Origin of the sequence: Hwangdonia seohaensis, from assembly GCF_031932625.1 — a bacterium.
Classification (GTDB): Bacteria; Bacteroidota; Bacteroidia; order Flavobacteriales; family Flavobacteriaceae; genus Hwangdonia; species Hwangdonia seohaensis.
This window is the reverse complement of sequence record NZ_JAVSCK010000002.1, coordinates 469,370-485,150: the sequence shown is the minus strand read 5'-3', so window position 1 is coordinate 485,150 and position 15,781 is coordinate 469,370. Positions and strand designations below refer to the sequence as shown.

Genomic DNA, 15,781 nt, shown 5'->3' with positions numbered 1-15,781 from the left:
CCTTATGTTTTTGAAATTAACAATTTATATATGGCATGTGAAACCTTATAAGCTTTATAATAAAATTTTGGACTAGTTATTATAAGTTTGAATTTAAATGATACATGACTAAAATAATTATCACTTTCCTTAATTCGGCTAATTACTTTTGTACCATTTTCTGGAATTTTTACATCAGCTCTGGCAGCTAAATTTATGGTTCCTTCTGTTGTATGAGTTATAACTCTGGATAGGGTAGTAGCATAAGATTTACTAATCTCTTTGGTATTTAGCAAGTCTATTAATTTATTTAAAATATAAAAGCGATGCTCAATGTTTTTACTTTTAATGTTGTTTGCAATACTGCCTTCCCGTACTAAGTAGTGATAATATACATCTGGCATGGTATAACATTTTGAGGCTTTTATTAAAGCTCTTGGCGTAAATTCAAGATCTTCATATAATATCCCTTCTAAAAAAAGTAGGGAATTTGAATTTAAAAAATTTCTGTTGTAAATGAATTTCCAGATGTAAAATAAATTATCCAAATGGTTTGAAAAAAGCGCTTCGCCAGTTATAGCCGATGAAGTCTGTTCTGGTATGTAACTTTTTACCGATTTACCATGGTGCCATACATCATGACCAAGCCATAAAATATCAGTATTGGCGTTTAGCTTCTTTAAAATATCGCCTAAACAATTATCTTTAATCCAATCATCGGAATCAACAAACCATACAAATTCACCTATAGCATGTTTTAATCCAGTATTTCTAGCGCCACTTAAACCTTTGTTTTTTTGGCTTACTATTTGGATTTTTGGATATGTAATTTTTAATTCTTCAGATATTTCCAAACTATTGTCTGTGGACCCGTCGTTGACTAAAATCACTTCATATAAATCTTCAGTTACGTTTTGATTAAAGCAACTTACTACACATTTTTTTAAATATGGAGCTACATTATAAACCGGTATAACTATTGATAGTTTGGGTGCCATTTTATGCCTTAACAGTTTTTGTTATTTCGTTATACTTGGTTTCTAAGTTTATATCTATCACAACCTCAGCGCCCCTAATTTCGGTTATTGCTTGTTTGATGTTTTTCAATTCAACATTTTCTATTAAACGGATATGAGGTGCAGAATTGATCCAAAAATAAGAAGATTTAATTTTATGATTGTTATTTAAAAAAACTAATGCTGGTGTACCTGTAATATAACAAAAAATCATGCCGTGTAACCTATCTGTTACGACCAATTCGGCTTTTTTGAAATCGTCCCAAATATGTTTTAGTTTAGTCACTCTATCTTTCAAAGGCAACTTCATTCCTCCTACATGCGTATCTCTCTTTTTAACAGTTTTGAATTCATTTGATAAATATTTGAAAATAGAATCTTCCTGTTTTTTTGTAAGCTTTTTTTCTTTGTCGTTTCGCAAACATATTAAAGCCCCCTTTCGTTCAAATTTTGGTAGTGTTTGATTAAGCGATAAAACAATATCTGGAGTGAGCAAAATATTGTTTTTTATAAAATGTCTTTTAAAATAATCATAAGATTTATGTTCTCTAGCAATTAGAGTTAAGTCTGGGTGATTTGAATAAACTTTTATAGCTTTTGTTAAGGCTTTTTTCCCTTTGTGGGTGTCTTTAAAATCTACAGTTTGGGGAAATGAAATAATTTTATTGTTTTTAAAACAGTTAATTACCAACTGCCTGTAATATTCAATAGATTTATATAAATCTCCCATATTACCTCCGCCAACGGTGGTAACAATATCGTTTGGCTTAATTATTCTTTCTACACAAGCAATGCCTTTTATTGTTTTGCTTATAGGGATTTCTGTAATTACGTGATCTGGGAACGAATTAGATAAAAATTTATGCTGCGCATAAGTTATCGCAACATCGCCAAGGTTACCGTAGTCAGCCGCTAAAAAAATAAAAATATACTTTTTGTTTTCTTCTCGTTTTTTAATTGTTAAACTTTCAATAGGTTTATTTCTCAATAAAAATAATTGAGTTTGAATTTTCCAGGTTAACGGTATTAGTTTATTAACAAATGATATCATTTCTATTTTGATTTTTTGCTATTATTTTACCTTATTAAACAATCTGTGCTTTAAATAAAACCAAATTGTGGGATGTGTCCAAAACTTACTGTCAAGATTATTAGTAACGACCTTACTTTCATTCTTAATTAAATCGTTTATAGCGAGTTTCATTAAATCGATACCTTTAGCCAACTGCAAATAGGTATACGACACAAAATTATCATCTTCATTAGTTTCAATTAAGTCCTGATAAAGAATTCCGCCTGTATCAATGCCAGGATCAACGAGGTGTACACTTACCCCACAATGACCATCTTTGTTAACTTTAGACCAATAAGCTCCATGGATGCCCCGGTAAAGTGGTGTAAGTCCAGCATGGGTGTTTATAAATGTACCATCAATAGATGTTAGTACTTTTTTTGATATAATTCTTGTACCGTTAACTATAACAATATCAGGGTTTATTTCTTTTAAAGTTTTTATGCATACTTCAGAGTTTGCCGAGGGAACATTAATCAACTTTTCTTTCTCAAAATCCGTAAAGGTTAATTGGTTGTTCTTTACAATTTCTTCAATTCTTGTTTTGCATTCTTTTTTTAAAAAAGGAACTACTATTTTTTGAAAAAGTACCTGCCCGATAACTTTTATTAAACCTAATTTTTTAATTCGTCGTTTAATAAATTCTTTTCTGCTTTTTGATTCTTCTAATATAACATTTGATATGTTATATTCATTTTTTAAAGCATTATATATAGCGTAAGAAGAATGGTCTCCTCCAACTAACATAACTATTTTTTTTTTCATCAGTTATTATTCAATGTTTTTTATTCTAAACTTCACATAAAACTTAAATAGTTTCGGAAATTTATTTATCATTTTTTTCTTCAATGACATAATTTTACTATCAACCAAAATTTCTTTTTTAAGATTTTCTGTAATTTGATTTTCTATTTTAAGCAACAAACTTTTTTCATTTTCTAAATCATTATAGACGTAAAAAACATCTCTTTCTTTTAGTTTTTGTAATATTTCCGACCAAAAATATCTCACTCCTTTTGATTTAAAACCATGCTCAAATATTTTAAGTATGTTGTTATATATTTTTTCTGAGGTTATAAACCCATAATCATTTGGGTTGGCATTTAGTAATGTAAGGGCTATTATAGTTCTGCAGCATTTTTCACAACGACCACAATTAATTTTATCATTAAAGATAGAATAGCAAACTCTAAGGTTTATCGTCTTTCCAATTTGTTTAGAGGTTTCTATAATTAATGCTATTTTATCTATTCGATTTAACTCATAAGCATCATGAACTACGGTTGTGTCAGCCCATTTAATTTTATTATCAATTTCAGGTGTTGACCCCCAGGGGATCTTAAATTTTTCAGTGTAACTTGACGCTATATATACATAATTGTATTTGTTTATTATTGCTAATGGGGCTAGAATTCCAGTTAATGCTAATCCATGCTGTATTGTACTCCACCAATTTGTGCTTGGTAATATTTGATTTACCTCATTTGAATAAAAAGTAATTAAATTACTTTTTATATAAAGATTTCTATAATCTGTAAGTATTGCTTCTTCTTTGTTTATTTGAAGTATTCTTTCCCATTGTGATGAATTATCAATTTCTACATCAGCACCTTGTATTGTTATTAAGTCAGGTTTTTTTTGATAATGCCTGAAAAATGTGGCATAAGCATCAGCACCACCACTAAATAATATTGCTTGTTTAAAAGGGCCTTTAATATTGTTTTTAACTACTGTGTTGGTGTATATTTTACTTCTAGAAAAATCTACATTGGGGTATAAAATCTCAAACTCTTTTTTTATATTTTTTAGTGCAATCATAAAAACATCATCTACCTCTTCAACTTGAATTGAAAACCCAGAAAACCAAGCAATTGGTATAAAATTAGCCAAAAAGGGTATAACTATAATTGAATCTGGAACTTTGCTTATATCAGTATCATATTCAATATATAACGGATTGTTTTTATTAAAGTAATTCTCTAGTTCTGGACTAATACTATAATCATAAATAATTCTTTTACCATCATGACTAATTTTTATTTTATTCAATTTAATCATATTTATTTTTTTAAAATATTAAACTTTAAAAATATGGATTTTAATAAAGATTTTTCAAATTTTGTCATTACAAAAAAAACTAAAACTACGTAAATTAAACTGTAAGCTATGGCATTAGTAAAAAACATATATATATTCTTTTTAGGTAAAAAGTCATTAACTACTAAAAAACAGACAATTATTAGTATTATATTTAAAAATAGAGGGGAAATCTCTTTATAATACCGCTTCATATCCAATTCCGCCTTTTTTGTATAATATGGAATCATTATTATTCTTTCAGCTAACATGAAAAATACAGTAGAAACTATTAATGCCATTGAACCATATTCCTCAACAAATATTAATCCAGTTAAGGTGCCTAACACAGTTGTAATAAGAAGAAGATTACCTCTATAAGCTAAAAGATTTTTGGCATCAAGGATATTACTTGCAAAACTTTGGCAAAGTATTGGGGTTAGGCCCACCATAATTATTATGGCGAAATAATAGGCTTCTTCATACTCTACCCCAACCCAAAAAAACACAAAATCTTTACCCGTAATAACAAATGCACCAAAAATATATAGTAATACTATGAGTACGAGCCGGGAAATTTTAATAAATGTATCTGTTAACGCTTTTGTTGGAATGTTCTGTACCGTCATTTGTATGGCTCTTGGTAAAAAAACCGAAGAAATAGCACTTGAAAAAGCACCATAATAGTTCCCTAAAGTTATCCCTACGGCATATATAGCCACTATTGACGTGGAATAATATAAACCAATTATCATTTGGCCAAATTGCCATCTTAATTGATGGACTATGGCGAAAACAAACAACCACAGTGAAAAACCCAATATACTTTTAAATAAGGTTTTATCAAAGTCATGTATTTTAACTTTAACTTTTAATATTTTAAAAACGATGTAAATATCTACCGCTATAACTAAAAGATTCATAATGGTGTCTAAAATAATTAACCCCACTGAATCTGCTCCATAAAGCAGTATCACTACAACCAATATACTTCTAACTACATATCTAACTATATTAGTGATCTTAGGTAAAATAAATTCTTCATAACCATAGCAGATGCCACCAAAAGCACCACCGGGAAGTGAAACTGCTAAATTAAAAATCAATAAAAGCATCATTACCTTAGCCTTATCAATTTGATCTGCTGTTAAGGTTTCGCTATATAAACTTTCTAAATTGTAATATAAAATTAAACCTAAAATGGTAACCAGAATAGATATGCAAAAATACATGATGAAACTATGAGCCAAGAAATTCTCTTCACCTTTTTTGTCGCCTTCTGCCTTGTATTTAGCCACAAAACGAACTATGGTATTGTTGAGTCCAAAATCTAAAACACTCATATAACCAACTAAAGCCCCAATCATGGTATATAGGCCATATTCGGCACTACCTAACGATCGAATAATAAATGGGGTTAAGACTAAGCCAACTATGTTAGTTAAAAATATAATAACATAAGATAGTGCTGCGCCTCCTTTAAGTTGGTTAACTTTCATTAAAGTCTGTTACAATCTAGATCTTTTAAAACACCTTTAACATCATAAAGGACTCCGTCTTTTTTTAACAATACTTTTAAATTTTCATTTAAAAACTCATTATGAGCTACTGTTAAAACAATGGCATCAAAGGTTTCTTGTGGTAACTTTTGCACGGTTGCTAAACCGTATTCGTGTTTAACTTCTTTTGGGTTTGCCCAAGGATCGTAAATAGTTACATCTGTTCCGAAGCTTTTCAATTGATTTATTACGTCAACCGCTTTGGTGTTTCTAACATCGGGGCAGTTTTCTTTAAAAGTAATCCCTAATGCCAAAACTTTTGAACCTTTTATTTTTATATCTTTTTGCACCATGAGCTTAATGATTTCCGAAGCTACATATTGCCCCATACTATCATTGACGCGTCGACCAGCCAAAATTATTTCCGGATGATACCCGACTTCTTGTGCTTTTTGTGCCAAATAATATGGGTCTACACCTATACAATGCCCGCCTACAAGCCCTGGTTTAAAAGGCAAAAAATTCCATTTGGTTCCTGCCGCTTCTAATACATCATGTGTGTCAATATCCATAAGATTGAATATTTTGGCCAACTCATTTACAAATGCAATATTAATATCGCGTTGCGAATTCTCAATAACTTTCGCTGCTTCAGCAACCTTTATTGTTGGTGCTAAATGTGTGCCTGCAGTTATTACACTCGCGTACAAGGCATCTACTTTCTTGCCTATTTCCGGAGTAGACCCTGCGGTAACTTTAAGTATTTTATCTACCGTATGTAGTTTGTCGCCTGGGTTAATACGCTCTGGTGAATAACCGGCATAAAAATCTGTATTAAATTTTAAACCACTTATTTTTTCGAGTACCGGTACGCACTCATCTTCTGTTGCTCCAGGAAATACGGTAGATTCGTATATCACAATATCGCCCTTTTTCAAAACTTTGGCTACCGTTTCGCTAGATTTATACAAAGGTGTTAAATCTGGTCTGTTGTTTTTATCAACAGGTGTAGGGACCGTTATCACATAATAATTGCAATCACTTATGTCCTCTAAATCAGATGAGCAAAGTAGCCCCGTACTATTGTCACGCTTGTTTTTTAGGACGGACTGTAGTATGTCTTCTTCTACTTCTAAGGTAGAGTCTTTTCCTTCTTGTAATTCGTTTATTCGATTTTGGTTAATATCGAAACCAACAACGTTGTATTTGGTTGCAAATAGGCGTGCTAATGGTAAACCTACATATCCTAAACCTATTACTGCAATTTTAATATCCTTCATTTTTATATTTTGATGATAATTATTTTAAATTTTCCCAATACCAATTAACGGCTTCTTTTAAACCATCACTTATATTGTATTTTGGGTTGTAATCTAATAATCGTTTTGCCTTATCAATTGATGCTAAAGAGTGAGGGATATCTCCAATTCTATTTTCTCTGTGTTTAATTTCAATATCTTTAATAGAGGCGTCGAACTCCGATAAATATGTTTTTAACAAAGTTGCTAATTCTAGTAAAGTTGTCCGCTCTCCGTAAGCTACATTGTACACATTATTTAATGCTTCTTGGTTGCTTGTTGTTATGGCATTAATATTCATTTGTACTACATTATCTATATAAGTAAAGTCTCTTGAATAGCTTCCATCACCGTTAATCATAGGAGATTCATGACTTATAAATTGTTGAACAAATTTTGGAATAACAGCTGCATAAGCACCATTGGGATCTTGTCGTTTACCAAATACATTAAAATAACGTAAACCTATGGTGTCTAAATTATAGGTGCTATGAAAAATATCGGCATATAATTCATTTACATATTTAGTAATGGCGTAAGGAGATAGCGGTTTCCCTATTACATCTTCAACCTTAGGAAGTGCTTCGTGGTCGCCATAAGTTGATGAGCTTGCAGCATATACAAAACGTTTAACGCTTGCGTCTCTTGCGGCAACCAACATATTTAGAAATCCGGAAACATTTACATCATTAGTTGTTATGGGGTCGTTTATGGATCTTGGTACCGAACCTAATGCAGCTTGGTGCAATACATATTCTACACCCTTGCAGGCTTTGTGGCAATCTGCCAAATGCCTTATGTCGCCTTCAACTAAATTAAATTTGTTGTTACTTAAAAACGGTTCAATATTATTTCTTTTTCCAGTTGAAAAGTTATCTAAGCATACTACATTTATATGGTTGTTCAATAAAACTTCGCATAAATTAGAACCAATAAACCCAGCGCCACCGGTTATAAGTACATGCTTTCCTTCCAATGTTTTTATTTGATGTGCAGTCATTTGAATTTGGGGTGTGATTTAGAATTATTAATAGCGTCGCAAATATGAAAAAAATAAATGTAAAGTGGTTAACTAATTATATCAATACCTTGTTTTTACCGATGAAATTCAATTTTGTGCCAAAAACATCGATTAAATTAAAGATTTCACATAATATTCTACAGATTTAAAAAAAAGTATTTTTTGTAAAATAGCGGCATGGTGAAAGTTAGCCTACCACTTATACATTTAAGCAAATTAATGCACAAAAAGGATTATATCAAAATCGATAATGTGCATAGTTTAACTACCAACGAAATCTGTTAATGTATTTAACCGATTTTTATTACTGTTTTAGCGAATTAACCGTTCTCCATAGTTGTTAAATTAAAACAATCACTAAATTTACAGCGTAATTAAAAATTGAATTGATTAATAGCACATTGATTTAATAAAAAAATAAAACTTAAATACATTATAGTAACCTCTCAATATTAATCTCACTTTAGATTGATATATTTTAAAAAGTTATTTTTTTTTAAACAACAATAATGAGCTATATATTTATGATATTGATTCTGTTTTTTGCATGTGAGGGATTCACCAAAAATCGTTTATCTTTTTTTTATAAAGGTTGTTTAATAAGCTGCCCTAACTTGTTGTGCCTAAAATGTAATAAAGAATGCTAACCAAGACTAAGATATATTTATCATCGCCTCACATGGGAGGTTCAGAGCAGAAATTTGTAAATCAAGCTTTCGATACAAACTGGATAGCTCCATTGGGGCCCAATGTAGATGGTTTTGAAAACGATATAAAGAATTATTTAGGAGGCCATAATGAAGTTGCCGCGTTAAGCTCTGGTACTGCTGCCATTCATTTGGCATTACAACTGTTGGACGTATCTAAGGGAGACGAGGTTTTGTGTCAAAGTTTTACTTTTTCAGCTTCTGCAAATCCTATTGTATATCAAGGTGCCACTCCAATTTTTATTGATAGTGAGTCTGACACATGGAATATGTCTCCGGAATTACTTGAAATTGCTATCAAGGATAGAATTGAAAAATTTAAAAAACCGAAAGCCATAATAGCTGTTCATTTGTATGGTATGCCTTATAAAGCAAAAGAAATAAATGATATTGCTGAAAAATATAACATTCCTGTAATTGAAGATAGTGCGGAAGCTTTGGGAAGCACTTATTTTAACCAAGCATGCGGAACATTAGCTGATGTGGGAATCTTGTCTTTTAACGGCAATAAAATAATAACAACTTCGGGCGGAGGCGCGCTAATAACGAAAAATTTAGAATTAAAAAATAAAGCCGTCTTTTTATCAACTCAAGCGAGGGACAATGCGCCGCATTATGAACACTCATCTATAGGATTTAACTATAGAATGAGCAATGTTTTGGCAGGTATTGGAAGAGGACAAATGGAAGTGATTGATGATAGAGTAGAAGCTAGAAGAGAAAATTACAAGTACTATAAAGCAAATTTATCAAAATTTGATGCTATAGAATTTGTAGATGAACCGGAAGGGTTCTTTAGCAATAGATGGATTACATGTATAAAAACCAATTCTTATAAAATGCGCGAAGCCATAAGATTGGCTCTGCAGGAAGAGGATATTGAGTCCAGGCCCTTGTGGAAACCAATGCACATTCAGCCTGTTTTTAAAGACTGTTTGTCTTATACAGATGGTACCTCTGAAAAATTATTTAACAACGGACTTTGTTTACCAAGCGGATCAAACCTAACTCAAAATGATTTAGAGCGCGTTTTGGATGCCATAATAAAAACTCAAACTTATGATTAAAAATTACTTTTCACATTATTCACAAAAGTATGCTTCAAAATGGCTAGTGCTAGGTATAGACCTAACCATAGTTTTACTAACATTTTGTGCAACATATTTTATTAGGTTTAACTTTACTTTGGATTTTGATATAAATCAATTTTTACTACAAATACCTTTTTTGTTAATTATTGCTACTTTTAGTTTTTTAACCATAGGTTCATTCAAAAGTGTAATTCGGCACACGGGGTTTACAGATGTTGTTAACTTATTTAAATCCATTACATTAATGTCTTTATTTGCCATTGTATTTGTTTTGGTAAACAGAATAACAAATGTAATTCCAGAATTTACTATTCCACTATCCATTATTGTAATGCATGCGCTATTGAGTTTTGTAGCGTTAAGTTCTAGTAGGTTGTTATTTAAAATGGTTTACAAATCTATAAAGTGTAAATTATCAACTTCAAAAAGGGTGCTTATTTATGGTGCTGGAGATTCAGGAATAATCACTTATAACGCATTGGTTAGCAATTTAAGCTCAAGATTTAGTATTGTTGGTTTTATAGATGACGATGTTAAGAAGAATGGCAAATCCATTAATGGCGTTCCTATTTTTCCCAAAAACAAGGTTACTAAATCTTATATAGTATCCAATGCCATTGATGAAATTGTTGTAGCCTGTCAATCTATAGATACAAACAGCTTATTAAAATTGATTGATAGTCTGATCGATTTAGATGTGAAAATAACCAAAGTACCGCCAATTGAAAAGTGGATTAATGGTGAGTTAAGTGCAAAACAAATAAAACAAGTACAAATTGAAGACCTTTTAGGAAGGGCGCCTATTGAAATAGACAACCCAAATTTATTAAATGAGTTTAATGGCGAAACCATTTTGGTTACCGGTGCAGCTGGTTCAATTGGTAGCGAGATAGTAAAACAATTATCTAATTTTGACGTAAAAAAATTGATATTGGTTGATCAGGCCGAATCTGCATTGTACGATTTACAACAGGATTTAAAACAAAACGGTAAAGAAAGTTTTATTACTTCTATTGTTGCGGATATTAGAGATGGATTAAGAATTGACAGTGTTTTCCAAGAACACAAACCAACCATGGTATTTCATGCGGCGGCATACAAACACGTTCCATTAATGGAAAAGTCGCCCTACGAAGCGATTAAAATAAATGTTAACGGAACAAAACTTTTAGCAGATACGGCATCCCGCTACAACGTTAAAAAGTTTGTATTTGTATCTACTGATAAAGCTGTTAACCCAACAAGTGTTATGGGTGCCACTAAACGAATGGCCGAAATGTATATTAGTTGTCTGCAAAAAGAAAGTAAAACTAAATACATCACCACAAGGTTTGGAAATGTTTTAGGCTCTAATGGATCGGTAATCCCATTGTTTAAAAAACAAATAGAAAAAGGTGGGCCATTAACCTTAACCCATAAAGACATAACGCGTTATTTCATGACTATTCCAGAGGCCTCCCAATTAGTTTTAGAGGCCGGTACTATGGGAAAAGGTGGTGAAATATTTATTTTCGATATGGGAGAATCTGTAAAAATTTACGATCTTGCTAAAAATATGATTAAATTGTCTGGATTAAGATTCCCTGAAGATATTGATATTGAAATTACCGGATTAAGACCAGGCGAAAAACTTTATGAGGAATTATTGGCTAATGGGGAAAATACACTTTCGACATATCATAAAAAAATTATGATTAGTAAAACAAGAGAGTTAGAGTATAGTAAAATAAAATCTGATATTGAAGAGCTTTGTATAACAAACCGTTTTCAAAACAATAATATTGTTATGAAAATGAAAAACTTAATACCAGAGTATAAATCCAATAACTCCGATTACGAGAAATTTGACAAAAGAGTTCAAATTTATAAAAAAGCAAAAGGATATATTGGCAAGAAAAAAGACAAAACTATAATTAATCTGTAATTAAATATTAGTTTTTGCTTACACCCCAAATTTAAATTAAAATGATAATATCTAAGTTAAAAAATAACCTAAAGATAATTGGCTTTATAATTGTATCTGTATTTTTGTCTTCTTGCGTTGGAAAAAAAGAAATTGTTTATTTTCAAAACGCAAAAAACTTCGAGACCATAGTAGATACGGACACGTTTAGAGCAAAGCTAAAAATAGGGGACATAGTGAGCATTTATGTCTCTGTTATGACAGCTACTACCCCTGAAGGCACCATTATAGATCCAGCAACACCTTTTAATTTAGTAAGGCAAGGAGGTTCCGGTTCCGCTAATTTCGTAGATTATCTTATAGATGTTGATGGCAATATTGATTTTCCTGTACTCGGTAAAGTAAAGTTGGTGGGCTTAACCATTGAAGAGGCCAAAAACCTATTTAAAGAAAAATTTGCTCAAGGCGAATTGCTTACTGATCCGGTAATAATAATGCGGGTTCTAAACTTTAGAGTTACTATTTCTGGAGAAGTTAGGTCTCCCGGGGTTTATCCAATAACCGGTGAGCGTGTATCTATAATAGAAGCATTAGGTATGGCGGGCGACTTAACCATAAAAGGGAGAAGGGACAATGTTATGGTAATTCGAGATTTTAATGGCACGAAAACTATAACTTATATAGATTTAACAACAAAGGAAGTTTTTAATTCTCCGGTATATTATTTAACTCAAAATGATATTGTGTATGTTGAACCGAACAATTCAGCTGTTAGTTCTGCTTCTGGAGATACTAGAATAGGCACAATTATTAGCATTACCTCCTTTATTTTAACCACAGCACTTATTTTTGTAACTCGAAGAAACTGATTTTATGATTACAAATGATAATAAAATTGATAACGAAATTGATTCTGAAGGATTTAATTTAAAAAAAACAATTTCCATATACGTAAAACAATGGAAATGGTTTTTACTAAGTATATTGATTTTTCTTTTTTCAGCATTTATATATCTTAGGTACACAACACCTGAATACGCTGCATATTCAAAAATCATGATAACAAGTGATTCTGAGGGAAGTTCGGGAGCGGGTGCCTTTAAGGATCTTTCAATATTCGTAGAAAAGGAAGAGGCTGCAGTTGAAGATGAAATTCAAGTGATTGCTTCTAGAAGCTTTATGCAGAATATTGTAAAAAGCCTAGGTTTGAACGTCCAGTATTTTACAAGAGGAAGAATATACGAGTCTGAATTATATAAAAGCTCACCAATAACGATTGACTTTATTGCAACGGATTCTATTATAAGCAAAACCAGCTATAATTTTTTTATCGATATAACCTCTGAGACAGAATTTAACTATAGGGTTTCAGAAGATGATACTCCTAAAAAAGTTGATTTTGGCGAAACAATACCAACACCTTTTGAAGGGATGATCATTACACCAAAAACCAATGTAAAAAAATATGTTGGCAAATCTATTAGAGTAAAATTAACACCGGTTGAATCAGTTTCAGCTAGACTAAAAAGAAAGATTTCAATTGAACCTTATTCAAAATCCTCAAAGGTGCTTATAATTAGAATAACCGATCCGGTTCAGTCAAAGGCTATGGAAATTTTGGACTTTCTCATAGAACAGTATAATATTTCAACCTTAGAAAAAAAGAACCTTAAATCTATAAATACCGCAAAATTAATAGATGAGCGTGTTGAGTTAATTGCAGAAGATTTAATGAGTGTAGACAGTAGCATTGTAAGATTTAAAACTGGTAATAAAATAACTGATGTAGCATCTGAAGCCGGATTATTTATGTCAACCAGCGCGCAAAACGAACAACAATTGGATGCGGCTATGACCCAAATGCGTTTGCTTAACTCTGTTAGCGAATCATTAAACGACGATTCTTTCGATGCCATACCGTCTAACTTGGGTGCGGGAGACCCTTCTATTAGTGCACTATCTTTAAAGTATAACGAATTAATTCAAAGACGTAAAACGCTTTTGGAGATTGGTGCAGGCAAAAAAAATCAAACGGTTATTCAGTTTGAGCAATCTTTAAACGGGATTAAACAAGATTTAAAGAATAGCGTAGAAAACTCAAAGAAATCTTATAGAATTCAACTTAACAGTTTAGAGAATCAATCTAACAGGATTAATTCTAAAATAACCGCTGTTCCTGGTCAACAAAGTAAATTGCGCTCTATTGAACGCAAACAAGGCATTAAGGAGTCCATTTACTTATACTTATTACAAAAAAGAGAAGAAGCTATAATTTCCCAAACATCTACATCACCAAATTTAAAAGTTATAGATAGTGCCTATGCCATTGGTAAGCCAGTTTTCCCAGATACCAAAATGATTTATATTGGCGCCATGTTTCTAGGGTTTCTATTGCCATTTGGGGTTATTTATGTTTCAGACTTATTAGATACAAGAATACATAACAAAGAAGATTTAAAAAGAGACGTAAATAACATTACAATTTTAGGTGAAATTCCTAAGATAAAAGCCAATAAGGTTTTAGTTGAAAGAAATGACCGTTCTATACTATCCGAATCATTTAGAATAATAAGAACAAATTTTGATTACATTAAACGATCAAGAAAAGTAGATAATTATAATAATGTGGTTTTTGTTACATCCACCATCAATGGTGAAGGAAAATCTTTTTTTAGTATGAATATGGCACTTACACTTGCTAATACCAATAAGAAGGTATTGTTAATAGGTGCCGATATTAGGAATCCTAAATTACTTATGGGGCTTGAAGGAAAAAAGAAAGACGATTTGGCAAAAGTTGGACTAACAGAATATCTGGTTGATAAATCTGTAACTACCAATGAAGCCATAAACACATATGAAATAAATGGTAATAAAGTTGATATTTTATTATCGGGTAAAGTACCACCAAATCCTGCAGAATTATTGATGAGTGATAGGATGAAGCCACTATTTGACGAGGTTTCAGAACAATACGATTATGTTATCGTTGATACAGCTCCAGCTATGTTAGTGACCGATACGTTATTGTTTAGCCAATATGCAGGACACACTATTTACTTAACACGTGCGGGCTATACCGAAAAACGCATCTTAAACTTTGCCAAGGAATTACACGCAGAAAGGAAACTTAACGGCATGATGCTTGTAGTTAACGATGTGAAACAGTCCAACTTTGGCTACGGTGCGCAATACGGCTACTACGGTGCTAAGGAAAAGAAAGGTTTTTTTAGAAAACGAGCTTAAATTACCGAAAACGTTTTACATGTTTTCTCAATAATATCAGAAAGCTTTTTAGCTAAATTCTTGTTAAGAGTTAAGTTGGAAAGCTTTTTTATATGAAAAGCATTGTGGGTGTCCGTTGCTACGAAATCTATCAGCTGTTCTTCAATTAAATAATGTGCTGTTTTCTCTACATTTTTGCCATAATGGTCACTTAACGACAATAGGTTCAGTTGAAAAAAACACCCTAACTGTTTCAATTTTAAATAATAATCTTTGGTGTCGTGATAAAACGAATAGCGCTCCGGATGTGCCAATATAGGCAGATAACCCTTGCTTTTGATTTTAAAAATGATTTCTTCCAAATTAATCGGTGGCTGAAAATAAGACATCTCAATTAGCAAATAGTTTCCCTTGAGCGTAAATAGTTCCTGGGTTTCTAATTGCTTTTGAAAATTATCATCCAACATATATTCTGCAGCAGGATTGATTGTAATTTCAGAAAGTAATTTAGGATCCAAGGCGCTCAATAATTTCTGATAAGCATCACCAATAGTTTCATCCGTATTTGGATAAAAATCCTGCATCACATGGGGCGTGGGCATAAATTGCTTAACGCCCAAAGCTTGCAAGCCTTTAATTAATTCTTTGGATTCTGAAGTATCTTTTGCGCCGTCGTCTATTCCCGGTAAAATATGGGAATGTATATCAACAAAACCTTCTAATAAATCTTTAAGGAATACTTTTTTAGAAAAAAAATGGAACATGATTTAAAGTAGGTTTGTTTAAAAAGAAAATGGGGTTTAATTATTAAAATTTAATACTTCAACGCTTATATCTGCGTTCTTTTTTTTGAATTTAGTTTTTGTGATTTTGGAGTTTTAATACCTCGTGTGC

At 31.7% G+C, this 15,781-nt stretch carries 12 protein-coding genes; 4 read left to right on the top strand and 8 right to left on the bottom strand.

From position 1 onward, the window contains the following. Positions 1-2: 2 nt before the first annotated feature. From RNZ47_RS07370 to RNZ47_RS07340, 7 genes are all read right to left on the bottom strand, one after another. Positions 3-977: a glycosyltransferase family 2 protein gene (locus tag RNZ47_RS07370; RefSeq protein ID WP_311938392.1), complete on the bottom strand. Its 975-nt coding sequence runs from the start codon at positions 975-977 to the stop codon at positions 3-5. A gap of 1 nt (position 978) precedes the next feature. Next, on the bottom strand, positions 979-1,983 hold the full coding sequence (locus RNZ47_RS07365; RefSeq protein ID WP_311938390.1) for a polysaccharide pyruvyl transferase family protein: 1,005 nt from the start codon (positions 1,981-1,983) through the stop codon (positions 979-981). Between the two features lie 84 nt (positions 1,984-2,067). After that, positions 2,068-2,832 carry a formyl transferase gene (locus RNZ47_RS07360; RefSeq protein ID WP_311938388.1) on the bottom strand — a complete coding sequence of 255 codons (765 nt, stop codon included), beginning with the start codon at positions 2,830-2,832 and terminating at the stop codon, positions 2,068-2,070. A gap of 6 nt (positions 2,833-2,838) precedes the next feature. Next, positions 2,839-4,125 (bottom strand): hypothetical protein, encoded by a 1,287-nt coding sequence (locus RNZ47_RS07355; protein ID WP_311938386.1) that lies wholly within the window; start codon positions 4,123-4,125, stop codon positions 2,839-2,841. 2 nt (positions 4,126-4,127) lie between these two features. Beyond that, the gene (locus RNZ47_RS07350) at positions 4,128-5,642 is read right to left on the bottom strand and encodes a lipopolysaccharide biosynthesis protein (RefSeq protein WP_311938384.1); all 1,515 of its coding nucleotides are present in this window, start codon (positions 5,640-5,642) and stop codon (positions 4,128-4,130) included. Beyond that, the gene (locus tag RNZ47_RS07345) at positions 5,642-6,922 is read right to left on the bottom strand and encodes a nucleotide sugar dehydrogenase (protein ID WP_311938382.1); all 1,281 of its coding nucleotides are present in this window, start codon (positions 6,920-6,922) and stop codon (positions 5,642-5,644) included. Before RNZ47_RS07345 ends, RNZ47_RS07350 begins: the two co-directional genes overlap by 1 nt. A 19-nt stretch (positions 6,923-6,941) precedes the next feature. After that, on the bottom strand, positions 6,942-7,940 hold the full coding sequence (locus tag RNZ47_RS07340) for an SDR family oxidoreductase (protein WP_311938375.1): 999 nt from the start codon (positions 7,938-7,940) through the stop codon (positions 6,942-6,944). A 661-nt stretch (positions 7,941-8,601) separates the two neighbouring features. Between RNZ47_RS07340 and RNZ47_RS07335 the strand changes: the two genes are divergently transcribed. From RNZ47_RS07335 to RNZ47_RS07320, 4 genes are read left to right on the top strand one after another with little or no spacing between them, the layout of a single operon-like run. Continuing rightward, positions 8,602-9,735 (top strand): DegT/DnrJ/EryC1/StrS family aminotransferase, encoded by a 1,134-nt coding sequence (locus RNZ47_RS07335; protein WP_311938365.1) that lies wholly within the window; start codon positions 8,602-8,604, stop codon positions 9,733-9,735. Further along, positions 9,728-11,683, top strand: coding sequence for a polysaccharide biosynthesis protein (locus tag RNZ47_RS07330; protein WP_311938359.1), 1,956 nt, complete (start codon positions 9,728-9,730; stop codon positions 11,681-11,683). The genes RNZ47_RS07335 and RNZ47_RS07330 overlap by 8 nt, the downstream gene beginning before the upstream one ends. Positions 11,684-11,724: 41 nt before the next feature. Then, a complete protein-coding gene (locus tag RNZ47_RS07325) occupies positions 11,725-12,531 on the top strand; it encodes a polysaccharide biosynthesis/export family protein (RefSeq protein ID WP_311938356.1) in 807 nt (268 codons plus the stop codon). Between the two features lie 4 nt (positions 12,532-12,535). Continuing rightward, a complete protein-coding gene (locus tag RNZ47_RS07320; RefSeq protein WP_311938351.1) occupies positions 12,536-14,908 on the top strand; it encodes a GumC family protein in 2,373 nt (790 codons plus the stop codon). On the opposite strand, the gene RNZ47_RS07315 is transcribed toward RNZ47_RS07320, so the two are convergent. Further along, positions 14,905-15,651, bottom strand: a complete 747-nt coding sequence (locus RNZ47_RS07315; RefSeq protein WP_311938337.1) for a tyrosine-protein phosphatase — start codon at positions 15,649-15,651, stop codon at positions 14,905-14,907. The genes RNZ47_RS07320 and RNZ47_RS07315 overlap by 4 nt on opposite strands. Positions 15,652-15,781 lie beyond the last annotated feature (130 nt).